General features: G+C 74.5%; 24 protein-coding genes and 1 pseudogene. 12 read left to right on the forward strand and 13 right to left on the reverse strand.

From position 1 onward, the window contains the following. Window positions 1-8: 8 nt before the first annotated feature. Together H6H00_RS22825 and whiA are read left to right on the forward strand one after the other, a co-directional pair. Complete coding sequence (locus tag H6H00_RS22825) at window positions 9-1031, forward strand: gluconeogenesis factor YvcK family protein (protein WP_185722679.1); 1023 nt, start codon at window positions 9-11, stop codon at window positions 1029-1031. Window position 1032: 1 nt separating this feature from the next. Next, window positions 1033-2016 (forward strand): DNA-binding protein WhiA, encoded by a 984-nt coding sequence (gene whiA, locus H6H00_RS22830; RefSeq protein WP_185717759.1) that lies wholly within the window; start codon window positions 1033-1035, stop codon window positions 2014-2016. A gap of 12 nt (window positions 2017-2028) precedes the next feature. Here whiA and ppdK read toward each other — a convergent pair whose 3' ends face one another. Then, window positions 2029-4797, reverse strand: coding sequence for a pyruvate, phosphate dikinase (ppdK, locus tag H6H00_RS22835; RefSeq protein ID WP_185722680.1), 2769 nt, complete (start codon window positions 4795-4797; stop codon window positions 2029-2031). A 225-nt stretch (window positions 4798-5022) separates the two neighbouring features. On the opposite strand from ppdK, the gene gap reads away from it, so the two are divergent. Genes gap through H6H00_RS22865 form a run of 6 tightly spaced genes read left to right on the forward strand, consistent with a single transcriptional unit; the run spans window position 5023 to window position 9443 of the window. Beyond that, the gene (gene gap / locus H6H00_RS22840; protein ID WP_185717760.1) at window positions 5023-6036 is read left to right on the forward strand and encodes a type I glyceraldehyde-3-phosphate dehydrogenase; all 1014 of its coding nucleotides are present in this window, start codon (window positions 5023-5025) and stop codon (window positions 6034-6036) included. Beyond that, window positions 6033-7223, forward strand: a complete 1191-nt coding sequence (locus H6H00_RS22845) for a phosphoglycerate kinase (protein WP_185717761.1) — start codon at window positions 6033-6035, stop codon at window positions 7221-7223. The genes gap and H6H00_RS22845 overlap by 4 nt, the downstream gene beginning before the upstream one ends. A gap of 2 nt (window positions 7224-7225) precedes the next feature. Next, window positions 7226-8011 (forward strand): triose-phosphate isomerase, encoded by a 786-nt coding sequence (tpiA, locus tag H6H00_RS22850; protein WP_185717762.1) that lies wholly within the window; start codon window positions 7226-7228, stop codon window positions 8009-8011. A 56-nt stretch (window positions 8012-8067) separates the two neighbouring features. Further along, complete coding sequence (gene secG, locus H6H00_RS22855; protein WP_141276232.1) at window positions 8068-8304, forward strand: preprotein translocase subunit SecG; 237 nt, start codon at window positions 8068-8070, stop codon at window positions 8302-8304. Between the two features lie 6 nt (window positions 8305-8310). After that, window positions 8311-8652: an RNA polymerase-binding protein RbpA gene (locus H6H00_RS22860; protein ID WP_185722682.1), complete on the forward strand. Its 342-nt coding sequence runs from the start codon at window positions 8311-8313 to the stop codon at window positions 8650-8652. Between the two features lie 26 nt (window positions 8653-8678). Next, on the forward strand, window positions 8679-9443 hold the full coding sequence (locus H6H00_RS22865; RefSeq protein ID WP_185717763.1) for a class I SAM-dependent methyltransferase: 765 nt from the start codon (window positions 8679-8681) through the stop codon (window positions 9441-9443). Window positions 9444-9449: 6 nt separating this feature from the next. On the opposite strand, the gene H6H00_RS22870 is transcribed toward H6H00_RS22865, so the two are convergent. Together H6H00_RS22870 and H6H00_RS22875 are read right to left on the reverse strand one after the other, a co-directional pair. Beyond that, complete coding sequence (locus H6H00_RS22870) at window positions 9450-9908, reverse strand: hypothetical protein (RefSeq protein WP_185717764.1); 459 nt, start codon at window positions 9906-9908, stop codon at window positions 9450-9452. Continuing rightward, window positions 9905-10387 (reverse strand): glutathione peroxidase, encoded by a 483-nt coding sequence (locus tag H6H00_RS22875; RefSeq protein ID WP_304632926.1) that lies wholly within the window; start codon window positions 10385-10387, stop codon window positions 9905-9907. Before H6H00_RS22875 ends, H6H00_RS22870 begins: the two co-directional genes overlap by 4 nt. Window positions 10388-10421: 34 nt before the next feature. Between H6H00_RS22875 and H6H00_RS22880 the strand changes: the two genes are divergently transcribed. Further along, complete coding sequence (locus H6H00_RS22880; protein WP_185717766.1) at window positions 10422-11684, forward strand: TrpB-like pyridoxal phosphate-dependent enzyme; 1263 nt, start codon at window positions 10422-10424, stop codon at window positions 11682-11684. A gap of 9 nt (window positions 11685-11693) precedes the next feature. Here H6H00_RS22880 and H6H00_RS22885 read toward each other — a convergent pair whose 3' ends face one another. Next, on the reverse strand, window positions 11694-12086 hold the full coding sequence (locus tag H6H00_RS22885; protein ID WP_185717767.1) for a rhodanese-like domain-containing protein: 393 nt from the start codon (window positions 12084-12086) through the stop codon (window positions 11694-11696). A 62-nt stretch (window positions 12087-12148) separates the two neighbouring features. Here H6H00_RS22885 and H6H00_RS22890 point away from each other — a divergent pair, with 62 nt between their 5' ends. Continuing rightward, window positions 12149-12646, forward strand: a complete 498-nt coding sequence (locus H6H00_RS22890) for an Lrp/AsnC family transcriptional regulator (RefSeq protein WP_185717768.1) — start codon at window positions 12149-12151, stop codon at window positions 12644-12646. Window positions 12647-12693: 47 nt separating this feature from the next. On the opposite strand, the gene H6H00_RS32430 is transcribed toward H6H00_RS22890, so the two are convergent. Continuing rightward, on the reverse strand, window positions 12694-12864 hold the full coding sequence (locus tag H6H00_RS32430; protein WP_255425324.1) for a hypothetical protein: 171 nt from the start codon (window positions 12862-12864) through the stop codon (window positions 12694-12696). A 93-nt stretch (window positions 12865-12957) separates the two neighbouring features. Further along, window positions 12958-13092 (reverse strand): annotated as a pseudogene (locus H6H00_RS32435) (DUF1707 domain-containing protein); the annotation flags it as partial. A gap of 298 nt (window positions 13093-13390) precedes the next feature. Between H6H00_RS32435 and H6H00_RS22900 the strand changes: the two are divergent. Together H6H00_RS22900 and H6H00_RS22905 are read left to right on the forward strand one after the other, a co-directional pair. Beyond that, on the forward strand, window positions 13391-14548 hold the full coding sequence (locus tag H6H00_RS22900; protein WP_185717769.1) for a sensor histidine kinase: 1158 nt from the start codon (window positions 13391-13393) through the stop codon (window positions 14546-14548). Continuing rightward, complete coding sequence (locus tag H6H00_RS22905) at window positions 14545-15222, forward strand: response regulator transcription factor (RefSeq protein WP_185717770.1); 678 nt, start codon at window positions 14545-14547, stop codon at window positions 15220-15222. Before H6H00_RS22900 ends, H6H00_RS22905 begins: the two co-directional genes overlap by 4 nt. An 18-nt stretch (window positions 15223-15240) precedes the next feature. Here the strand turns inward: H6H00_RS22905 and H6H00_RS22910 are convergent, their stop codons facing one another. From H6H00_RS22910 to tkt, 7 genes are read right to left on the reverse strand one after another with little or no spacing between them, the layout of a single operon-like run. After that, window positions 15241-15648, reverse strand: coding sequence for a PIN domain-containing protein (locus H6H00_RS22910; RefSeq protein WP_185717771.1), 408 nt, complete (start codon window positions 15646-15648; stop codon window positions 15241-15243). Beyond that, the gene (gene pgl / locus H6H00_RS22915; protein WP_185722685.1) at window positions 15645-16424 is read right to left on the reverse strand and encodes a 6-phosphogluconolactonase; all 780 of its coding nucleotides are present in this window, start codon (window positions 16422-16424) and stop codon (window positions 15645-15647) included. Before pgl ends, H6H00_RS22910 begins: the two co-directional genes overlap by 4 nt. Next, a complete protein-coding gene (gene opcA / locus H6H00_RS22920; protein WP_185717772.1) occupies window positions 16421-17386 on the reverse strand; it encodes a glucose-6-phosphate dehydrogenase assembly protein OpcA in 966 nt (321 codons plus the stop codon). Before opcA ends, pgl begins: the two co-directional genes overlap by 4 nt. Beyond that, a complete protein-coding gene (gene zwf / locus H6H00_RS22925; RefSeq protein WP_185717773.1) occupies window positions 17383-18930 on the reverse strand; it encodes a glucose-6-phosphate dehydrogenase in 1548 nt (515 codons plus the stop codon). The genes opcA and zwf overlap by 4 nt, the downstream gene beginning before the upstream one ends. A gap of 38 nt (window positions 18931-18968) precedes the next feature. Beyond that, window positions 18969-20264, reverse strand: coding sequence for a hypothetical protein (locus H6H00_RS22930; protein WP_185717774.1), 1296 nt, complete (start codon window positions 20262-20264; stop codon window positions 18969-18971). Window positions 20265-20285: 21 nt separating this feature from the next. Next, window positions 20286-21395 (reverse strand): transaldolase, encoded by a 1110-nt coding sequence (tal, locus tag H6H00_RS22935; protein ID WP_185717775.1) that lies wholly within the window; start codon window positions 21393-21395, stop codon window positions 20286-20288. A gap of 11 nt (window positions 21396-21406) precedes the next feature. After that, window positions 21407-23512, reverse strand: a complete 2106-nt coding sequence (gene tkt, locus H6H00_RS22940; RefSeq protein WP_185717776.1) for a transketolase — start codon at window positions 23510-23512, stop codon at window positions 21407-21409. Window positions 23513-23674: the final 162 nt, after the last annotated feature.

Raw genomic sequence — 23674 nt, forward strand, 5'->3', positions numbered from 1 at the left:
TGCGGCCCCTGCGCGCGGTGGCGCTCGGCGGCGGGCACGGCCTGCACGCCACCCTCTCCGCGCTGCGGGTGCTCGCCGCGCGCGGGGTCGTCGACGAGCACGTCACGGCGGTCGTCACCGTCGCCGACGACGGCGGCTCCTCGGGCCGGCTGCGCCGCGAGCTGGGGTCGCTGCCGCCGGGCGACCTGCGGATGGCGATGGCCGCGCTCGCCGCCGACGACGTCGCCGGGCGGCGCTGGACCGCGCTGGTGCAGCACCGCTTCGGCGGCACCGGGGCACTGGCCGGGCACGCCGTCGGCAACCTGCTGCTCGCCGGGCTGATGGACACCCTCGGCGACCCGGTCGCCGCGCTCGACCAGGTCGGTGCGCTGCTCGGCGTCCGCGGCCGGGTGCTGCCGATGAGCTGTGAGCCGCTCGACATCGAGGCCGAGGTCACCGGGCTGGGCCTGTCCGGTGCGGACGGCGGCCCCTACCGGATCCGCGGCCAGGTCGCCGTCGCGTCCACCCCGGGGCGGGTCCGGCGCGTGTGGCTGCAGCCCGAGCGGCCGAGCGCCTGCGCGGAGGCCGTGGCCGCCGTGCGGGACGCCGACCTGCTGATCCTCGGCCCCGGGTCGTGGTTCACCAGCGTGCTGCCGCACCTGCTGGTCCCCGGGCTCCGCGACGCCGTGCTCGCCGCACCGGCGCGGCGCGTGGTGGTGCTCAACCTCGCCCCAGAGCCCGGGGAGACCGCCGGGTTCTCACCGGAGAGACACCTGGCCGTACTCTCCGAGCACGCACCGGCACTCAGGGTGGACGCGGTCGTCGCCGACGTCGCCGCCGTGCCGGTGCCCGACCGGCTCCACCGGGCGGCGTCGTCGATGCTGTCGCCCGGCGGCCGGGTCCACCTGGCCCCGGTCGCGGCCGACGCCGCGGTGCCGCGCCACGACCCGGTGGCGTTGGCCGATGCGCTCGGCGCGGTGGCCGGTCCGCAGGCACCGCATCCGGTGAGCACGCTGCCGGATGGTCCGACTCAGCACCCCGGAGGTCCGTGACATGGCGATGACCGCAGCGGTCAAGGACGAGCTGAGCAGGCTCGTCGTCACCAAGCCGTGCTGTCGGCGTTCCGAGGTCGCGGCCCTGCTGCGCTTCGCGGGCGGCCTGCACATCGTCGGCGGCCGCGTCGTGATCGAGGCGGAGGTCGACACGGGCTCCGTCGCCCGGCGCCTGCGCCGCGACATTCACGAGCTCTACGGCCACACCTGCGAGGCGCACGTCATCTCGCCGGGCGGGCTGCGCCGCGGCGCCCGGTACGTGATGCGCGTCGTCCGCGACGGCGAGGGGCTGGCCCGCCAGACCGGCCTGCTCGACGCCCGCGGCCGCCCGGTCCGCGGCCTGCCGCCGCCCGTCGTCTCCGGCGGGGTGTGCGACGCGGAGGCGGCGTGGCGCGGGGCGTTCCTCGCCCACGGCTCGCTCACCGAGCCGGGTCGCAGCTCGTCGCTGGAGGTCACCTGCCCCGGTCCCGAGGCCGCGCTGGCGCTCGTCGGGGCCGCGCGCCGGCTCGGCGTCACCGCCAAGGCCCGCGAGGTGCGCGGCGCCGACCGGGTGGTCGTCCGCGACGGCGACGCGATCGGCGCGCTGCTCACCCGCATGGGCGCCCACGAGTGCGTCATGGCGTGGGAGGAGCGGCGGATGCGCCGCGAGGTCCGGGCCACCGCCAACCGCCTGGCCAACTTCGACGACGCCAACCTGCGCCGCTCGGCCCGCGCCGCGGTCGCGGCGTCGGCGCGGGTGCAGCGGGCGCTGGAGATCCTCGGCCCGGACGTGCCGGAGCACCTGCAGGCCGCGGGGCGGCTGCGCGCGGAGCACACCCAGGCGTCGCTGGAGGAGCTGGGCCAGCTCGCCGACCCGCCGATGACGAAGGACGCCGTGGCGGGCCGGATCCGCAGGCTGCTGCACATGGCCGACAAGCGGGCCGCCGACCTCGGCATCCCCGACACCGACTCGGCGGTCACCGCGGAGATGCTCGACGAGAGCTGAGGCGCACCGCGGCTAGAGCGACCCTCCCGCGGTGTCCGACGCCAGCGCCGCCCGCCCCGCCTCCAGCCGCGCCACCGGCACCCGGAACGCCGAGCACGACACGTAGTCGAGCCCCGCGTCGTGGAAGAAGTGCACCGACTCCGGGTCGCCGCCGTGCTCGCCGCAGATGCCGAGCTTGATGTCGGGCCGGACCTCCCGCCCGGCCTGCACCGCCATCCGCACCAGCGCCCCGACGCCGTCGCGGTCGAGCGACTCGAACGGCGAGACGGTGAACACGCCCTTGTCCAGGTAGGTGGCGAAGATCGAGGCCTCGACGTCGTCACGGGAGAAGCCCCACGTCGTCTGGGTGAGGTCGTTGGTGCCGAAGGAGAAGAACTCCGCGGCCTCGGCGATGCGGCGGGCCGTCAGCGCGGCCCGGGGGAGCTCGATCATCGTGCCGACCGGGATGTGCAGCGCCACCCCCGCGTCGCGCGCGACCTCCGCCAGCACGCCGTCGATCTCGTCGCGGATCAGGTGCAGCTCCATCACCGACCCGACCAGCGGCACCATGATCTCGACGACCGGGTGCCCGCCCGCGGCGATCCGGTCGGCCGCGGCGCCGGCGATGGCCCGGACCTGCATCGCGAACAGCCCCGGCACGCTCAGGCCGAGCCGGACCCCGCGCAGCCCGAGCATCGGGTTGGACTCGTGCAGCCGGTCGACCGCGGCCAGCAGCGTGACGTCCTTCGCGACGTCGGCCTCCTCGCCCCGGCCGGTCGCCTGCGCCACCGCGACCCGCACGGCGAGCTCGGTGCGGTCGGGGAGGAACTCGTGCAGCGGCGGGTCGAGCAGCCGGATCGTGGTCGGCAGCCCGTCCATCGCCTCCAGCAGGGAGACGAAGTCGGCGCGCTGCAGCGGCAGCAGCTCGGCGAGCGCGGCCTCGCGGGCCGACGGGTCGTCGGCCAGGATCAGCCGCTCGATCAGCACCCGCCGCTCGCCCAGGAACATGTGCTCGGTGCGGCACAGCCCGATGCCCTCGGCGCCCATGTCACGGGCCCGGGTGGCGTCCTCGGCGGTGTCGGCGTTGGCCCGGACCCGCAGCTGCCGGGCCTGGTCGGCGTGGCGCAGCAGCCGGTCGACGCTGCGCACCAGCTCACCGGTCTGCTCGTCGGCGACCTCGAGCGCCGCGTCGAGCCCCTGCTCCAGGTAGATCACCACCGGGGACGCGACGACGGGCAGCTCACCGGCGAACACCTCGCCCGTCGACCCGTCGATGGAGAGCACCTCGCCCTCCGCGACCTGCGTGCCGTTGACCGACAGCGTGCGGGCCGCCGCGTCGACCTCGATCTCCTCGGCCCCGCACACGCAGGTGCGGCCCATCCCGCGGGCGACGACGGCCGCGTGCGAGGTCTTGCCGCCGCGGCTGGTCAGGACCCCGGTGGCGGCGATCATGCCCTCGAGGTCGTCGGGGTTGGTCTCGCGCCGCACCAGCATCACCTGCTCGCCCCGCGCGGCCCACGCGACGGCGGTGGCGGAGTCGAACACCACCTTGCCGACGGCGGCGCCGGGGGAGGCGGCCATGCCGCGGGTGAGCAGCGTGCGCTCGGCGTCGACGTCGAACTGGGGGAACATCAGCTGCGCGAGCTGGTGGCCGGTGACCCGGGCCAGCGCCTCGTCCCGGGTGATCAGCCGCTCGTCGACCAGCTGGGTGGCGATCCGGAACGCCGCGGCCGCGGTGCGCTTGCCGACGCGGGTCTGCAGCATCCACAGCTTGCCGCGCTCGACGGTGAACTCGATGTCGCACAGGTCGCGGTAGTGGGTCTCCAGGCGCCGCATGATGCGGGTCAGCTCGGCGTGCGAGGACGGGTCGAGCGCGGCGAAGTCCTCCAGGGTCAGGGTGTTGCGGATGCCGGCGACGACGTCCTCGCCCTGCGCGTTGGACAGGTAGTCCCCGTAGACGCCGGGCTGCCCGCTGGCCGGGTCGCGGGTGAAGCAGACGCCGGTGCCCGAGGTCTCGCCGAGGTTGCCGAACACCATCGCGCAGATGTTCACCGCGGTGCCGAGGTCGTGCTGGATGCGCTCGCGGCGGCGGTAGAGCCGCGCCCGGTCGGTGTTCCAGGAGTTGAACACCGCGCGCATCGCGAGGTCGAGCTGCTCGCGCGGGTCCTGCGGGAACTCCCGGCCCGTGGCGTCGGAGACGATGTGCTTGAACTCCTCGACCAGCTCGATGAGCGCGGGCACCGGGATCTCGACGTCGGTGGCCACCCCCGCCCGGGCCTTGACGGCGTCGAGCTCGTGCTCGAAGCGCTCGGCGGGGATGTCGAGCACCGTCCGGCCGAACATCTGGATGAGCCGCCGGTAGGAGTCCCAGGCGAACCGCTCGTCCTGCGCGGCCTCGGCCAGGCCCTTCACGGAGTAGTCGTTGAGCCCGACGTTGAGGACGGTCTCCATCATCCCGGGCATGGAGTGCTTGGCGCCCGAGCGCACCGAGACCAGCAGCGGGTCGACGACGTCGCCGAGGCGGCGTCCCAGCTCGTTCTCCAGCCGGCGCAGCGCCATCGTGATCTGCACGCGCAGCGACTGCGGCTCCTCGCCGCGCTCGAGGTAGTACCGGCAGGCCTCGGTGGTGACGGTGAAGCCGGGTGGCACCGGGAGGCCGAGCTTGGTCATCTCGGCCAGGTTGGCGCCCTTGCCGCCGAGCAGGTCGACCTGCGTGCGGTCGCCCTCGGAGAAGTCGAACACCAGCGGCGCGCGTTCGGGCTGGGCCGACCGGGCCCGGCCGGGTCCGGGTTGCTGCACCATCGTCACGACGCCTCCCACAGGGTCGACGCCGGGGGTGGCCCGGCGCACATCGCAGCGACGCTACGTGTGACGTGCGCGTCAGCTCAATGGTCCGCCCGGGGCGTGATCGATTCCGGACCCGCCGGTCCGGCCGGGTGTATCGATTCCGAACCGGACGGTGCCCGGTCCGGGGTCCGGACGCTAGGGTCGTCCCCGACGGAAGTGACGAGTCTGAGGAGGCACGGCGTGACGGTGCGCGTAGGCGTGAACGGGTTCGGTCGGATCGGGCGCAACTTCTGGCGCGCGGTGGACGCGCAGCGCAAGGCCGGCACCAGCGACATCGAGATCGTGGCGGTGAACGACATCACCGACAACGCGACGCTGGCGCACCTGCTCAAGTACGACTCGATCCTGGGCCGCCTGCCCTACGACGTCTCGTCGACCGACGACGAGATCCTCGTCGACGGCAAGGGCTTCAAGGGCCTCGCCGTGCGCGACCCCGCCGAGCTGCCCTGGAAGGACCTCGGCGTCGACGTCGTGGTCGAGTCCACCGGCATCTTCACCAAGCGCGAGGCCGCCGCGAAGCACCTCGACGCGGGCGCCAAGAAGGTCGTCATCTCCGCGCCGGCCACCGGCGAGGACATCACGATCGTCAAGGGCGTCAACGACGGCGACTACGACGGCAGCCAGACCGTCATCTCCAACGCCTCGTGCACCACCAACTGCCTCGCGCCGATGGCGAAGGTGCTCGACGACCTGGTGGGCATCGAGAAGGGTCTGATGACCACGATCCACGCCTACACCCAGGACCAGAACCTGCAGGACGGCCCGCACAAGGACCTCCGCCGCGCCCGCGCCGCCGCGCTCAACATCGTGCCGACCTCGACCGGTGCCGCGAAGGCGATCTCGCTGGTCATGCCGCACCTCAAGGGCAGGCTCGACGGCTACGCGCTGCGCGTCCCGATCCCCACGGGCTCGGCCACCGACCTGACGGCGACCGTCGGCCGGGAGACCACCGCCGAGGAGGTCAACGCCGCGATGAAGGCCGCGGCCGAGGGCCCGCTCAAGGGCGTCCTGCTCTACACCGAGGACCCGATCGTGTCCTCCGACATCGTCACCGACCCGCACTCCTGCATCTTCGACGCGGGCCTGACCAAGGTCATCGGCAACCAGGTCAAGATCGTCGGCTGGTACGACAACGAGTGGGGCTACTCCAACCGCCTCGTCGACATCACCGGCCTGGTGGCCTCGAAGCTGTGAAGACTCTCGACGACCTCATCGACGAGGGCGTCGAGGGCCGCCCGGTCCTCGTGCGCTCCGACCTGAACGTCCCGCTCGACGACGCCGGTGAGATCACCGACGACGGCCGGATCCGGGCCTCGGCGCCCACGATCTCCGAGCTCTCCGGCGCGGGCGCGATGGTGATCATCGTCGCGCACCTCGGCCGGCCGAAGGGCGAGCCGGACCCGGCGCTGTCGCTGGCGCCCGCCGCGTCGCGGCTGGGCGAGATCCTCGGCGCCCCGGTGCGGCTGATCAGCCAGAAGCACTGGGACGCCGGCCGCGGCGACCTCGGCATGGCGGCGGGCGACGTCGTCATGCTGGAGAACGTCCGGTTCGACCCGCGCGAGACGTCGAAGGACGACGACGAGCGGGCCGCGCTGGCCGACGAGCTCGTCGCGCTCACCGGCGACGACGGCGCGTTCGTCTCCGACGGGTTCGGCGTCGTGCACCGCAAGCAGGCGTCGGTCTACGACGTGGCGAAGGACCTCCCGGCCTACGCGGGCGGGCTCGTGCTGTCCGAGGTCGAGGTGCTCCGCACGCTCACCGAGACGCCGCAGCGGCCCTACGTCGTGGTGCTGGGCGGGTCGAAGGTCTCCGACAAGCTCGCCGTGATCGAGGCGCTGCTGCCGAAGGTCGACGCGCTGCTCGTCGGCGGCGGGATGTGCTTCACCTTCCTGGCCGCGCAGGGCTACGGCGTCGGCGACTCGCTGCTCGAGCGCGAGCAGATCGGCAGCTGCCGCACGCTGCTGGAGTCCGGGAAGATCGTGCTGCCCACCGACGTCGTGGTGGCCGACGACTTCTCCGCCGAGGCGACCACGCGGACCGTCGCGGCCGACGCGATCCCCGACGGCTGGAAGGGCCTCGACATCGGCCCCGACTCGGTCGCGGCCTTCGCCGAGGTGCTCTCCGGCGCGGCCACCGTGTTCTGGAACGGCCCGATGGGCGTGTTCGAGCTGGCGCCGTTCGCCGCGGGGACCCGGGGGGTGGCGCAGGCCATCGTCGACTCGTCGGCGTTCTCGGTCGTCGGCGGCGGCGACTCCGCCGCCGCGGTGCGGGCCCTGGGCCTGCCCGAGGACGGCTTCTCCCACATCTCGACCGGCGGCGGCGCGTCGCTGGAGTACCTGGAGGGCAAGACCCTTCCCGGCATCGCGGTCCTGGAGCAGTAGAGATGGCACGCAAGCCGCTCATCGCGGGCAACTGGAAGATGAACCTCAACCACCTCGAGGCCCTCGCGCTGGTGCAGAAGGTGGCGTTCGCGCTGCCGGAGAAGTACTACGCGAAGGTCGAGGTGGCCGTGCTGCCGCCGTTCACCGACATCCGCTCGGTGCAGACGCTCATCGACGGCGACAAGCTGCTCATGGCGCACGGCGCGCAGGACCTGTCCCCGCACGACTCGGGGGCCTACACCGGTGACGTGTCCGGGGTGATGCTCGCGAAGCTGGGCTGCCGCTACGTCACCGTCGGGCACTCCGAGCGCCGCGAGATCCACGGCGAGGACGACGCGACGGTCAACGCGAAGGTGCGCGCCGCGTTCCGGCACGGCATCGTGCCGATCCTGTGCGTCGGGGAGGGTCTCGACGTCCGCGAGGCGGGGGAGCACGTCGCGCACACCACGCGCCAGCTCACGGCCGCGCTCGCGGAGGTCGACGCCGAGCAGGCCGCGACGCTGGTGGTCGCCTACGAGCCGGTGTGGGCCATCGGCACCGGTCGCGTGGCGAGCGCCGCCGACGCGCAGGAGGTCTGCGCCGCCCTGCGCGAGGCGCTCGCGACCCGGTACGGCGCGGAGGTCGCCGCTGGGGTCCGCGTGCTCTACGGCGGCTCGGTGAAGGCCAAGAACGTCGGCGAGATCGTGGCCGAGGCCGACGTCGACGGGGCGCTGGTCGGGGGCGCGAGCCTCGACGCCGACGAGTTCGCCCAGCTGTGCGCGATCGCGGCGGGCGGCCCGCTCCCGTAGCGATCCGACGGCCTTGTACCCTCGATCACGGTTGTTCGCGACGTGAAGAGGATGGGATGAGGATCGCTCTCCAGATCGTGCTGATCGTCTCCAGCGTGCTGCTGGTGACGTTCATCCTGTTCCAGCGGGGCAAGGGTGGCGGTCTGTCCAGCCTCTTTGGTGGCGGTGTGCAGTCGAGCCTGTCCGGTTCGACGATGGCGGACAAGAACATCCAGCGGATCACGTTGTTCACGGGGCTGATCTGGGTGATCGCCATCGTCGGCACCGGCCTGCTGGTGAAGGTGGGGGTCTAGATGGCGATGTCCGGCGGCAACGCGATTCGCGGCACCCGCGTGGGTGCCGGTCCGATGGGGGAGTCCGAGCGCGGGGAGACCGCCCCGCGCGAGCACGTCCCCTACTACTGCGCCAACGGCCACGTGACGACGCCGTCGTTCGCGTCCGAGGCGGAGATCCCCGACTCGTGGGACTGCCCGCGCTGCGGGCTCCCGGCCGGGCGCGACGGGCAGAACCCGCCCGCGGCCCCGCGCACCGAGCCGTACAAGACGCACCTCGCGTACGTGAAGGAGCGCCGCTCCGACGCGGACGGCGCGGCCATCCTCGACGAGGCGCTCGGCCGCCTGCGCGCGTCCCGCGAGCTGTAGGCGCGACCGTGGGCCTGCGTGCAGCGTTGCGCGCGAGGATCGTGGGCGCCGTCGACGAGGTCGTCTCGCGGCACCGCGCGGAGCAGAACGCCGAGATCCGCGCGCAGATCGACGCGTCGGTGCGGGCCGAGGTCGACCGGATCGTCACCGAGATCCGCCAGGTCGAGATCCGCGACCGGCGCGACACCATCGCCGCCGCCGAGCGCGAGGCCGTGGCGTCCACCGCCCGGTTCGTCCAGCGGGAGATGCGCGAGGCGCGGTCCTTCCCGCACCCGGTCGCCACGCTGGAGCACGCGCTGGCGCTCGCGCCGACCGGCGGGCTCGCGCTCGAGTTCGGCGTCTTCACCGGCAGCACCCTGACGATCATCGCCGCGGCCCGCGACGGCGGCGTCTACGGCTTCGACTCCTTTGACGGGCTCCCGGAGAACTGGCGGGCGGGCTTCGACACCGGGGCGTTCGCCGTCGCCCGCCCGCCCGACGTCCCCGGCGCCGAGCTGGTGGTGGGTCTGTTCGCCGACACGCTCCCGGGCTTCCTCGCCGCGCACCCCGGGCCGGTCGACCTGCTGCACCTCGACGCCGACCTGCACAGCTCCACGGCCTGCGTCCTCGACGCGGTGGGCCCGCGGCTGCACCCGGGCAGCGTCGTGGTGTTCGACGAGTTCTTCAACTACCCCGGCTGGGAGCAGCACGAGGCGCGGGCCTGGCGCGAGTACGCCGAGGCCCACGGCGTCGCGTTCCGGTACGAGGCGTTCACCCACGACAACGAGCAGGTCGTCGTCCGGCTCGTCTGAGGCGGGTCAGCGGAGCTGCGCGCCGAGGGCCGACGCGAGCCGGTCGGCGGTGGTCGCCGCGGGCACGGCCGCGGCGGCGAGCGTGAGCAGGTCGCCGTCGTGCTCGGTCGCGGCGAACACGCCGCCGCCGGGCAGCCGGCAGACGAACCCGGAGCCCGCGGGCGTCCGCGTGTCCCTGTCGCACACGGCGGCGACGTCGTCGAGGGGGACGGGCGCGGCGAGGTCGACGACGAGGAACGCGTCGGACCCCCGGGCGTCGTAGACGCAGCGGGTGTCGCTCGCGGCCGTCCCGTCCGGGGTCCACGCGACGCCGGTCGCCGCGGCGAGCGCGTCGGCGTCGAGCAGGCAGGCCGCGGGTGGCGCGGGCGGCTCGGGGGCCACGGGTGCCGCGTCGGGTGCGGGGGTGCCGGCGCACCCGGTGAGGACCACCGCGCCCGCCAGCGCGCCCAGCAGCCGCCCGTTCACCGGGGCAGGGCCGCCTCGACGGCCGCGACGACCTCGTCGGAACCCGGCTCGGTGCGCGGGCGGAACCGGCGCAGCACCGTGCCGTCGGCGCCGACGAGGAACTTCTCGAAGTTCCACTGCACGTCGCCGTCGGCCCCGGAGTCGTCGGCGACGGCCGTCAGCTCGGCGTAGAGGGGATGGCGGCCGGGGCCGTTGACGTCGATCTTCTCCGTCAGCGGGAAGCTCACGCCGTAGGTGGCCGAGCAGAACGTCGCGATCTCCTCGGGGGAGCCGGGCTCCTGCCCGCCGAACTGGTTGCAGGGCACGCCGAGGACGGTGAACCCGCGGTCGCCGTAGCGCTCCTGGAGCTGCTCCAGCGCGGTGTACTGCGGGGTGAGCCCGCACTTCGACGCGACGTTGACGACGAGCACGGCGCGGCCGTCGAGCGGGGGCAGCGGGGAGCCGTCGAGGGCGGACAGCGGAGTGTCGAGCAGGGCCATGTCGTGCACCCTACGACCGCGATACCCTCCGCCGATGACGCGGTGGACGCTGCCTCCCGACGAGATCCCCAGTGCCTGGTTCAACGTGGTCCCGCACCTCGCGACGCCGCCGCAGCCGCCGCTGCACCCCGGCACCCGCGAGCCCGTCGGCCCCGACGACCTGGCCCCGCTGTTCCCGATGGCGCTGATCGGCCAGGAGGTGAGCGCCGAGCCGTGGATCGACGTCCCCGGAGAGGTGCTCGACATCCTCCGGCTGTGGCGCCCCACGCCGCTGGTCCGCGCGACCCGGCTGGAGAGGGCGCTCGGCACGCCGGCCCGGATCTACTTCAAGGACGAGTCGGTCTCGCCGTCGGGCAGCCACAAGACCAACACGGCCGTGCCGCAGGCGTTCTACAACAAGGCGGAGGGCGTCACCCGCCTGACGACGGAGACCGGGGCGGGCCAGTGGGGCACCGCGCTGGCGTTCGCGACGGCCCAGTTCGACCTGGACCTCAAGGTCTACATGGTCCGCGCCTCGTACGACCAGAAGCCCTACCGGCGCATCGCGATCGAGACCTGGGGCGGGGAGGTCGTGCCGTCCCCGGTCGACGACCCGAGCCACCCCGGGTCGCTGGGCAGCGCGATCTCCGACGCCGTGCGCGACTGCGCCGGCCGCGCCGACACCCACTACTCGCTCGGGTCGGTGCTCAACCACGTGCTGCTGCACCAGACCGTCATCGGGCTGGAGGCCAAGGAGCAGCTGGGGCTGGCCGGGGAGGGGCTGCCCGACGTCGTCATCGCGCCGTGCGGCGGCGGGTCCAACCTGGGCGGCATCGCGTTCCCGTTCGTCCCCGACGCCGGGGTGCGGCTGCTCGCCGTCGAGCCGCTGTCCTGCCCGACGCTGACGCAGGGCGAGTTCGGCTACGACTTCGGCGACGTCGAAGGGCTCACCCCGCTGCTGCCGATGTACAGCCTCGGCCGCGGGTTCATCCCGCCGTCGATCCACGCGGGCGGGCTGCGCTACCACGGTGACTCCCCGCTGATCTCCCAGCTCGTCCGCGACGGCCGGATGGAGGCCGTCGCCTACCCGCAGGGGAAGGTGTTCGAGGCCGCGGTCCAGTTCGCCCGGACCGAGGGGAAGATCCCGGCGCCGGAGTGCGCGCACGGCATCCGCGCCGCGATCGACGAGGCACTGGCCGCGAAGGAGACGGGGGAGGAGAAGGTCATCCTGTTCAACTACTGCGGGCACGGCTTCCTCGACCTCGCCGCCTACGACGAGTACAACCACGGCCGGCTGCCCGAGGAGCAGGGTTCCTGACCGCGACCGTCAGCACCCGCAGGGGGCGGTGAGGGGGTCGGGTGCGTGCTCCACGCGCCCGGCCGCCGTCTGCACCGGCAGGCCCTCCCGGATCCAGTACTCGATCCCGCCCTGCATCTCCCGGACCGTGAACCCGCGCCGCGCGAGCGCGAGGGCGGCGCGGGTGGCGCCGTTGCAGCCCGGTCCCCAGCAGTAGGTGACGACCGGGGTGCCCGGGTCCAGCGGGCCGGGCAGGTCGGCCGTCGGCAGGTGCACCGCCCCCGGCACGTGGCCCTGGTCCCACGCGGCGCGGCTGCGGGTGTCGACGAGCGCGAACCCGCCCGCGGGCAGGTCGCGGTGCACGTCGGCGACGTCGGTGAGGTGGGCCAGGCGGGCGGTGAAGAAGGCGACGGCGTCGGTCATGGAGCCGACGCTAGGGTCTGCTCGCCCGCGGCCACAGGCAGGATCCACGGTAGTTTCGTCCGATGGCCGTGGAATCCCTGGACGATCTGGACTGGCGCCTGCTGGAAGCCCTGCAGGCCGACGGCCGCGCGAGCTACGCCGACCTCGGTCGCACCGTCGGGCTCTCGCCCAGCGCCGTCACCGAGCGGGTGCGCCGGCTGGAGGAGTCCGGGGTGATCACCGGCTACACCGCGGAGGTCGACCCGGAGAAGCTGGGGCTCGCGATCACGGCACTGGTGCGGCTGCGCTACCCGCACGGCAACTACCGGCCCTTCCGCGACCTGCTCGCCACCACCCCGGAGATCGGCGAGGCCCACCACGTCACCGGGGAGGACTGCTTCGTGCTGACGGTCCGGGCCCGGTCGATGCGGCACCTGGAGGAGGTCACCGGGCGCATCTCCGGGCTCGGCGCGGTCACCACGAGCGTCGTCTACTCCAGCCCGCTGCCGCGCCGCTCGGTCGTCGCGAGCGCGGTGGGGGCGTCCGGGGCGGCGGCGAGCGGTGCACGCCGCCGCACCTGAGGCCGCCCACACCCGAGTCCGCCGCACCCGGGTCCGCCGCACCCGGGTCATCCCGCGCGGCGCACGGCCCGGCGGTAGTGGAACACCACGCTCAGGGTGATCCAGAACAGCGGCCAGACCGGCCAGAGGCGGGGGCCGTCCCCGACGAACCCCGGGCCGTCGAGCACCGGTCCGACCGCCCACCGGAGCAGCAGCAGGACCGCGACCACCGCGCCCACGGCCACGTGCACGGTCAGCCGGCGGCGGGCCGACGGGCTCAGCCCGCGCCATCCCGGGGCGGCGACCTCGGGCTCCGGCGCGGGCAGGTCGGCGGTGAGCGGGGCCAGGTCGTGGTGGAACCGCGCGGCGTACGCCGACGCCTGGCGCTCGTCGGCCTCGGCGAGGGTCAGGCGGCCGTCGGCGGCGGCGGCGCGCAGGCGCCGCGCGACCTCCTCGCGCTCGGCGTCGGAGACGCGGACCGACGCGGCGCGGACCGAGGCGGCGGGGGCGGACGCGGCGGAGACGGGGGTGGCGGGGACGGGGGGTGGCGGGGACGTCGCTGGTGGTCATGTTCGCTCCGGTGGTCCGGGTGGGGTGGGACCCGTCCAGCTTCGCGACGCGGACGGTCCCGGTCGTCCGGTCCACGGGGGCACCCGCACTGCGCCCGGTGCGGTAGCGCGACCGCCCGGCGTACGCCCGCGGGAGCAGGCCCGGCGTCGCCCGGCGGGGGCGTCGCGGCGGGCCGGACCTGGCTACCGTGGACCGGTGCCGCCGACCCCCGCCTCCCGTGCGTGGTGGGGTGGGGTGCGCCCGACGGTCCTGGTGCCGCTCCTGGTGGCCGTGCTCACCCTGGCCGGCACCCAGTGGGCCGCCCGGGCCGGACAGCCCGCGGCGCGTCCCGTCGACGGCATCGCGGTGGTCCTGCTGCTGGCCGGGCCGGCGCTGCTCGTGGTGCGCCGGGCCCGGCCGGGGCTGGTCCTCGGGCTGGTCGCCGCCGTGCTCGTCGGCTACCTCGCACTGGGCTACCCGGTGGGGCCGGTGTTCGTCGCGTCGCTGGTGGCGCTGGCCGAGGCGGTGTCGGCCGGGCGGCGGGTCGTCGCGTACTCCGTGACCGCGGTGGCGTTCACCGCCGCCGTCACGATCTACGCCCTCACCCACCCGGGGGTGCAGGTCCCGCTCCCCGCGATCGGGGGCTGGACGGCGTCGCTGGTCGCGTTCGTCGCCGGGTGCGAGCTGCGCCGGTCGCGGCGGGAGCGCCTGGAACAGGCCCAGGAGGCCCGGAACGAGGCCGAGCGCCGCCGGGCGGGGGAGGAGCGCCTGGCGATGGCGAGGGAGCTGCACGACGCGCTGGGCCACCACCTGTCGCTGATCAACGTCCAGGCCGGGGTCGCGCTCTACCTCATGGACGACGACCCCGAGCAGGCCCGCCGGGCCCTCGCGACGATCAAGGCGTCCAGCCGGGAGCTGCTGCGCGAGATGCGCGCGACCCTCGGGGTGCTGCGCGGCGTCGACGAGCCGTCCCGGGAGCCGGTCGCCGGGCTCGCCCGCCTCGACGCGCTCGTCGCCGAGAACCGGCAGGCCGGGCTGCCGGTCACGGTCCGCACCACCGGCACGCCGCGGGACCTGCCGGCCGGGGTGGACCTCGCCGCCTACCGGATCGTGCAGGAGGCCCTGACCAACACCCGTCGCCACGCCGGGGCCGACGCCGCGACGGTGCAGCTGGACTACGCCGACGGCGGCCTGACCGTCGAGGTCACCGACGACGGGGCGGGGACGTCGGAGCCCGGCGGCGGGAACGGGCTGCCCGGCATGCGCGAGCGCACCGCGGCGCTCGGCGGCGCGTTCAGCGCGGGCCCCGGCCCCACCGGCGGGTTCCGGGTGCGCGCCCACCTGCCGACCGCCCGTGAGGAGGCGGCCCCGTGATCCGGGTGCTGCTCGCCGACGACCAGGCGCTCGTCCGCGCCGGGTTCCGCGCGCTGCTGTCGTCCACGCCCGACATCACCGTCGTCGGGGAGGCCGAGGACGGGCACGCGGCCGTGCGGCTGGCCCGCGACACCGCCCCGGACGTCGTCCTCATGGACATCCGGATGCCCGGCACCGACGGGCTCGACGCCGCGCGGCAGATCGTGGCCGACCCGCGGCTGGCCGCCGTCCGCGTCGTCATGCTCACGACGTTCGCGGAGGACGCCTACATCTTCGACGCCGTCCGGGCCGGGGCCAGCGGCTTCCTGGTCAAGGACATCGAGCCCGCCGACCTCATCGCGGCCGTCCGCGTCGTCCACCGCGGCGACGCCCTGCTCTCCCCGACGGTCACCCGCCGGCTGATCGAGGAGTTCGCCGCGCGGGCCAAGCCGCCGGAGCCCGGCCGCGAGATCGGCGCCCTGCTCGCCCGGCTCACCGACCGGGAGCGGGAGGTGGTGGCCCTCGTCGCGACCGGGCTGTCCAACGACGCCATCGCCGCGCGGCTGGTCGTCAGCCCGGCCACCGCGAAGACCCACGTCAGCCGGGCGATGGTGAAGCTCGGGGCCCGCGACCGCGCCCAGCTGGTGGTGCTCGGCTACGAGTCCGGCCTGGTCCGCCCCGGCTGGCTGGGCTGAGGCCGCCGGGGTCGTCCGCTACGGGCCGGGGAGGGCGTCGAGCAGGGTCGCGGGGCCGGTGCAGGTCGCGCCGAGGGCGCGGACGCGGTCGCGCAGGCCCCGGTCGGCGGTGACGACGAGGACGCCGGACCCGCCCAGGTCCCGGGTGAGCGCGACGATCGCGTCGTCGCCGTCCGCGTCGGCCCGGACCACGTGCAGCCGCGGGTGCGGGGGAGGGTCGGCCGCGCGGGCCGCACCCTCCAGCACCAGGTGCAGCAGTCCCGTCTCCAGCGGCCCCGTGTCCAGCGCCCCCGTGTCCAGCGCCGCGGCGAGCCGCCCGGCCAGCCGCTGCGCCGCGCCCGCCCGGTCGCGCCACCAGCCGTCGGGACGGGAGCCGACGACGTTGGCCCCGTCGACGACGACGTGCCGGACGGCGGGGCCGCTCATCCGATGGGCGGCACCAGGTCGCGGGGCAGCTCCGACGCCGCGGCCCGGTCGAGCAGCCACCGCGTGCGGCGGCGCCCGCGCGCCCCGGCGACCGGGATGGCCACCTCCCCCGCCCCGCCCAGGGCCAGGGAGACCGCCGCGGCCTTCGCCTCGCCCGTGGTGATGATCCAGACCTCGGCGGCGCGGCGGATCGCCGGCAGCGTCAGCGAGACGCGGGTGGGCGGCGGCTTGGGGCAGCCGTGCACGGCGACGACGGACCGCTCGGTCTCGTAGACGGCGGGGGAGTGCGGGAACACCGACGCGGTGTGGCCCTCGCCGCCCATCCCGAGCAGCAGGATGTCGAACGACGGCACGGGCCCGTGGTCCTCCGGGCGGGCGGCCTTCGCGAGCAGCTGCGCGTAGGCCTCGGCGGCGGCCCCGGCCCCGGACGGTCCGGTGCCGGTGTCGGCGCCCATCGGGAACACCTTGGCCGGGTCGACCCGCACGTGGTCGAGCAGGGCCTCGCGGGCCTGGGTCTCGTTGCGGTCGGGGTGCCCGGGCGGCAGGAACCGCTCGTCGCCCCACCAGAACTCGACCTGGCCCCAGTCGACGGCGTCACGGGCGGGCGTCTGCCGGATGTGCTCGAGCATCGCGATCCCGACGCCGCCGCCGGTGAGCACCAGCTTCGGCACCGCGCCCGCGGCCTGCAGGTCGACCAGCCGCGTGAGCAGCCGGGCGGCGGCGGCCGCGGCGAGGACGTCGGGGTCGGCGTGGACGGCGATGTCGGCGGCCATCAGGACGACACCGCCAGTGCCGGCACCGTCACGGGCGTGCGCCCGCGGGTGGTCTGCGCGACGCCGGCGAGCGCGCCGGCGTAGATCTCGTCGGGGTCGAGCCGGCGCAGCTCCTCGGCGAGGCAGTCGCGCAGCTCCCGGCGGGGCAGCGCGACGAGCCGGTCGGGCTGCCCCGGCTGGCGCAGGCTGCCCACCTTGCCGTCCGGCCGCACGAGCTCGACCGGGCCGGACGGCCGCTCCAGCACCACCGACACCAGGCCGGGCCCGCTCGCGGCGGGCGAGCGCTTGACCTTCACCCCGAGCCGCGAGACGAGCCAGCCCGCGATCAGGTCGGTCGACGGCGACACGGTCTCGCCCGCCACCACGGCGGAGGTGACGTCCTCGTGCGGCGGGGCGTCGAGGGCGGTGGCGAGCAGCGCGCGCCACGGCGTCAGGCGGGTCCAGGTGAGGTCGGTGTCGCCCGCGACGTGCTTGGCGCGGCGCTGCTCGAACGCCTTCAGCGGGTTCTTCGCCGACAGCGCGTCGGTGATGCGGCGCTGCGCGAGGCGCCCGACGGCGTCCTCGGACGGCACGGCGGGGGCCTCGCCCGGCCACCACGCGACGACCGGGGCGTCGGGCAGCAGCAGCGGCGTGACCATCCCGGCCCCGGCCTCGGGCGCGGCGAGCGCGCCGTAGCCGCGCAGCACGATGACCTCGCTCGCACCGGCGTCACCGCCGACGCGGATCTGCGCGTCGAGCCGCGGCGCGGCCTTGCGCTGCCCGCTGGCCAGCACGATCACCCGGCACGGGTGCTCGCGGCTCGCGGAGTTGGCGGCCTCGATCGCCCCCTCCACGGCGGAGCCGTCGTCGGTGATGATCACCAGGGTGAGCACGCGGCCCAGCGCCTGCACGCCGCCGTCCTCGCGCAGCTCGACGAGCTTCCTGTTGACGGCGGAGGTGGTGCTCGACGGGAGATCGACGATCATGGACGCCTCCAGGTGCGGCCGGTGCGGGCGAGCATGGCGTCGGCGGACTCGGGACCCCACGAGCCGGCCGGGTAGGGATCGGGACCGGTCTCCGCGGCGTGCCAGTGCTCGATGACCGGGTCGAGGATCTCCCAGGAGCGCTCGACCTCGTCGTTGACCGGGAACAGCGACGGCTCGCCGAGCAGGACGTCGAGGATGAGGCGCTCGTAGGCCTCCGGGGAGGCCTCGGTGAACGAGGTGCCGTACCCGAAGTCCATCGTGACGTCGCGGACCTCCATGGTGGAGCCGGGCACCTTCGACCCGAACCGCATGGTGACGCCCTCGTCGGGCTGCACCCGCACCACGAACGCGTTCTGCCCGAGCTCCTCGGTCATCGTCTCGTCGAAGGGCAGGTGCGGGGCGCGCTTGAAGATGACCGCGATCTCGGTGACGCGGCGGCCGAGGCGCTTGCCGGTGCGCAGGTAGAACGGCACCCCGGCCCAGCGCCGGGTGTCGACCTCGACGGTGATGGCCGCGTAGGTCTCGGTGCCGGACTCGGGGTCGAAGCCGACCTCCTCCTTGAGCCCCGGCACCTTCTCGCCGCCCTGCCAGCCGCCGCTGTACTGCCCGCGGGCCGTGGTCTCGTCCAGCGGCCCGACCAGGCGGGTCGCCTTGAGCACCTTCGTCTTCTCCGCGCGCAGCTCGTCGGAGGAGAAGGAGGTGGGCTCCTCCATCGCGATGAACGCGAGCAGCTGCAGCAGGTGGTTCTGGATGACGTCGCGGGCGGCGCCGATGCCGTCGTAGTACCCGGCCCGACCGCCGAGGCCGATGTCCTCGGCCATCGTGATCTGCACGTGGTCGACGTAGTGGGAGTTCCAGATCGGCTCGAACAGCTGGTTGGCGAAGCGCAGCGCGAGGATGTTCTGGACGGTCTCCTTGCCGAGGTAGTGGTCGATGCGGAACACCGAGTCCTCGGGGAAGACCTCGTTGACGATCTGGTTGAGCTCCACGGCCGACTTCAGGTCGTGCCCGAACGGCTTCTCGATGACGACCCGGCGCCACTGGTCGAGCCCCTCCTGGGCGGCGAGGCCGGAGCGGGAGAGCTGCTTGCACACCACCGGGAACGCGTCCGGGGGGATGGAGAGGTAGAAGGCGTGGTTGCCGCCGGTGCCGCGCTCGCGGTCGAGCTCGCGGACGGTGTCCTCGAGGCGGTCGAACGCGTCGTCGTCGTCGAAGCTGCCCTGGACGAAGCGGAACCCCTCGGCGAGCCGGTCCCACACGCTCTGCCGGAACGGGGTGCGCGCGTGCGCCTTGACGGCCTCGTAGACGACCTGGCCGAAGTCCTGAGCGGCCCAGTCGCGGCGGGCGAACCCGGTGAGCGCGAAGCCCGGCGGCAGCAGCCCGCGGTTGGCGAGGTCGTAGATGGCGGGCATCAGCTTCTTGCGCGAGAGGTCACCGGTGACCCCGAAGATCACCAGTCCGCACGGACCCGCGATCCGCGGGAGCCGCTTGTCGCGGGGATCGCGGAGCGGGTTGCTCCAGCCCGCCGCCGGCGTGGCCGTCATGGGTGTCTCCCAGTCGTTCGGTGTGGGGGGTGATCGTCCTACAGGTGCTGCACCGCGCGCACGACGGCCACCATCCCGAGGAGGCGGTCGGTCAGGTGCAGCCGCAGCACCGGTCCGGGCTGGGCCGCGGCGTCGGCGTCGGCCTGCCCGGCCTGGGCGTCGTCGAGCCCGGAGCGGCCGTCTCCCGCGCCGGTGATCTGGCAGACCGCGGCCCCCGGCCGCAGCGCCGGACCCCAGTCGAAGGTGACGGTGCGGCCGGTCCGCCGGGCCAGCACGTCGCGCAGCAGCGCGATCGACGCGTCGGACTCGCGGTCGAGGTGGGCGTGCAGGGCCACGTGCGTGCCGTCGATGTCCAGCAGGGCCAGCAGCGCGTCGCCGACGGTGGTGGTGCCGTCGGGGAGCCACGCCCCCGCGGAGACCTTGACGTCGTCGTCGGTGAACGCCGGGCGCAGGGCGGCGCCGGAGGGGGAGAGGTCCGCCGGCCCGCGCAGGTGCGCGGCGACGGCCGCGGCGTGCTCCCACAGCAGGATCCGTGCGGCGGCCGGGCCGGGCACGTCGACGTCGCCGTCCGGGCCGATGCGCAGCGCCTGGTGGACGCCCGGGTTCCCGTCGTGGACCACGGGCACCGGCTGCCCGCCGAACGCGTCGAGCAGGGCGGCGGTGAAGCGGTCCCCGACCTCGACGACGGTGTGCTCGGCGAGCAGCGCGCCCAGCACCAGTGCGGGGTTGGCGGGGTCGTCGGCGAGCAGGCCGTCGCGGGCCGCCACCGCGTCGGTGACCAGCGCGGCGACGTCGGCCCCTGCGAGCCCGGCGGGCACCAGGACGTAGGGGGAGAAGGCACCGGCGGCCCCGGCGGTGACGGTGACGCCCGCGCCGGGGGAGTCCGGGCCGGCGGCCACGACGACCGTGTGCGCGACCGGGTCGAGCCCCTCGGCCCGGAACCCCGCGCGGACCTCGTCGACGACGCGGCCCAGTGCCCGGACGTCGACCGGCGCCGTACCGGGCGGGACGGCGACCGTGAGCACCGTGGCGTCGAGGTCGCCGTCGAGCGCGTCGGCGACCCGCACCGGGTCGGCGGAGTCGAGCACGAGCAGACGGGCGCCGTCGCCCGCGAGCGCCTCGGCGAGCGCGCCGACCTCCGGCGTGGTGACCAGCAGGACCTTCGCCAGGCCCGCGACGTGCAGCGACTCCCGCAGGGCCGTGATCTCCCCGACGAGCGGCCGGGCGGCCCGCACGCACGCGGCGCGCGGGCCGTCGGCGACCCGGGAGGCGACGGCCCCGCCCACCAGCCGGTCGAGCAGCTCGGCCGGCGGGTGGACGGAGGTGGTCAGCACGGGCGCCCCATCCCGTCCACCTCAGCGGGCGCCGTCGAGCTGGCCCTGCACGGTGTCGCCGAGCTCGGACCAGGACTTCTCGAACTTCTCGACGCCCTCGTCCTCCAGGGTGAGGAACACGTCGGTGAGGTCGATGCCCACGCGCTCGAGGGCGTCGAAGACCTCCTGCGCCTCGGCGGCGGTGCCGGTGACCCGGTCGCCGTGGACCTCGCCGTGGTCGGCGAAGGCCTGCATCGTCTTCTCCGGCATGGTGTTGACGGTGTCGGCGACGACGAGCTCGGTGACGTAGAGGGTGTCCGGGTAGTCGGGGTTCTTCACGCCGGTGGAGGCCCACAGGGGCCGCTGCACCTTCGCGCCCTTGGCCGCCAGCGCCTCCCAGCGCTCCCCGGAGAACACGTCCTGGAACGCGGCGTAGGCGAGCCGGGAGTTCGCGACGCCCGCCTTGCCGCGCAGCGCCAGCGCCTCGTCGGTGCCGATCTTCTCCAGCCTCTTGTCGATCTCGCCGTCGACGCGGGAGACGAAGAAGCTCGCGACCGACGCGATGTCGGCCAGCTGGTGCCCGTTGGCCGCGGCCGCCTCGAGGCCCTCGAGGTAGGCGCCCATGACGGCCCGGTAGCGCTCGACGGAGAAGATCAGGGTGACGTTGACGGAGATGCCCTCGCCCAGCGTGGTGTTGACCGCGGGCAGGCCGTCCTCGGTGGCCGGGATCTTGACCAGCAGGTTGGGCCGGTCGACGGCCTTCCACAAATCGATCGCCTGCGCGACGGTGCCGTCGGGGTCGCGGGCCAGGCCCGGGTCGACCTCCAGCGACACGCGGCCGTCGATGCCGCCGGTGGCCTCCCAGACGCCGCGGAAGACGTCGCAGGCCTCGGTGACGTCGGCGACGGTGATCTCGCGGACCGCGTCCTCGACCGACGCGCCGCGCCCGGCGAGCTCGCGGACCTGCTCGTCGTAGGCCTCGCCGTCGGCCAGTGCGCCCGCGAAGATCGTCGGGTTGGTGGTGACGCCGACGACGTGCGAGTCGGTGATCAGCTGCCGGAGGTTGCCGCTGCGCAGGCGCTCGCGCGACAGGTCGTCGAGCCAGATGGAGACCCCCGCGTCGGCGAGGGCCTTCAGACGGTCGTTGCTCATCTCGGAACTCCTCAGACTGCGTCGGTGGCGATGGCGGAGAGGCTGCGCTCGGCGGCCGCGACGACCGCCTCGGTGGTGAAGCCGAACTCGCGGAACAGGACGTCGGCGTCCGCGCTCGCGCCGTAGTGGTCGATGGAGACGATCTCGCCCGCGTCGCCGGCGAAGCGGTACCAGGACTGCGCGACGCCGGCCTCGACGGTCACGCGCGCCCGTACGGCCTTCGGGAGGACGGACTCGCGGTAGGCCGCGTCCTGCTCGTCGAACCACTCGACGCACGGCATGGACACCACCCGGGTGGCAACGCCCTTGTCCTCCAGGACCTTCCGCGCCTCGACGGCCAGCGACACCTCGGACCCGGTGGCGATGATCACCAGCTGCGGCGTGCCGGACGAGGCCTCGGCCAGCACGTACCCGCCCTTCGCGACGCCCTCGACGGAGGTGCCCTCCAGGGTCGGCAGGTTCTGCCGCGACAGCGCGAGGCCGCACGGGCCCTCGGGCCGCTCCAGGACCGCCTTCCACGCCGACGCCGTCTCGTTGGCGTCGGCCGGGCGCACCACGGACAGCCCGGGGATCGCGCGCAGCGCGGAGAGCTGCTCGATGGGCTGGTGCGTCGGGCCGTCGCCACCCAGGCCGATCGAGTCGTGCGTCCAGACGTAGATGCCGGCGCACTTCATCAGCGCGCCGAGCCGCACGGCCGGGCGCATGTAGTCGGAGAAGATGAGGAACGTGCCGCCGTAGGGGCGGGTGGGCCCGTGCAGCGCGATCCCGTTGATGATCGCGCCCATCGCGTGCTCGCGGATGCCGAAGTGCAGCGTGCGGCCGTAGGGCTGCGCCTTCCACATCGACGTGGCGATCGAGGTGGGGCCGAAGGAGTCGGCGCCCTCCATCGTGGTGTTGTTGCTCTCCGCGAGGTCGGCGGAGCCGCCCCACAGCTCGGGCAGCACGTCGGCGAGGGCCTTGAGCACCTCGCCGGAGGCCTTGCGGGTGGCGACGCCCTTCGGGTCGACGTCCCAGCTCGGCAGCGCCTTCTCCCAGCCCTCGGGCAGGGTGCGGCCCAGCATGCGGTCGAGCAGCGCCTTGCGGTCGGGCTCGCGCTCCGCCCACGCGTCGAAGGTGGCGGTCCACTCCTCGTGGGCGGCCCGGCCCGTGTCGCGCAGCGAGCGGGTGTGCGCGAGGACGTCGGCGTCGACCTGGAAGGTCCGCTCGGGGTCCATCCCGACGATCTTCTTGACCGCCGCGATCTCCTCGGCGCCCAGCGCGGAGCCGTGGGCCTTGCCGGTGTTCATCTTCGTCGGCGCGGGGAAGCCGATGATCGTGCGCAGCAGCACGAACGACGGGCGGCCGGTCTCGGCCTTCGCGGCCTCCAGCGCGTCGAGGATGCCGGTGACGTTCTCGCCGCCCTCGACGACCTGCACGTGCCAGCCGTACGCCTCGTACCGCTTCGCGACGTCCTCGGACAGCGCGATGTCGGTGTCGTCCTCGATGGAGATCTTGTTGTCGTCGTAGATCACCGTGAGGTTGCCCAGCTGCTGGTGCCCGGCGAGCGAGGACGCCTCGGCGGTGACGCCCTCCTCGATGTCGCCGTCGGAGGCGATGACGAAGATCTGGTGGTCGAACGGGCTCTCGCCCGGGGCGGCGTCGGGGTCGAACAGGCCGCGCTCGCGGCGCGCCGCCATCGCCATACCGACGGCGGAGGCGAGGCCCTGGCCCAGCGGACCGGTGGTGATCTCGACGCCGGGGGTGTGGCGGTGCTCGGGGTGGCCGGGGGTGGCCGAGTCCCACTGCCGCAGGTTCTCGATGTCGGCGAGCTCGAGGCCCCAGCCGCCGAGGAACAGCTGCAGGTACAGCGTCAGGCTGGAGTGCCCGCAGGACAGCACGAACCGGTCGCGGCCGATCCAGTCGGCGTCGGTGGGGTCGTGGCGCATCACCTTCTGGAACAGGCTGTACGCCAGCGGGGCGAGGCTCATCGCCGTGCCCGGGTGCCCGGAGCCGGCCTTCTCGACGGCATCGGCGGCCAGCACGCGGACCGTGTCGACGGCCCGCCGGTCCAGTTCGGTCCAGTCGGCGGGCAGCGAGGCCTGCGTCAGGCGGGCGATGTCGGCATCGGTCACGGGCACGGCGGCTCCCTGGTCTCGTGGTCGTTCGGCACTGGATCGTCCGGGGCGCTGGTCACGGGGCGGTACGCCACGACGCGTCGGCGCCAGCCTATCCACGTCGGACAGCTGCGCGCGCCGTCCCGCACCCACGGTTCACGCCGGGTTACCCGACAGGCCGTCCCG

The organism is Pseudonocardia petroleophila (genome assembly GCF_014235185.1).
GTDB classification, from domain to species: domain Bacteria; phylum Actinomycetota; class Actinomycetes; order Mycobacteriales; family Pseudonocardiaceae; genus Pseudonocardia; species Pseudonocardia petroleophila.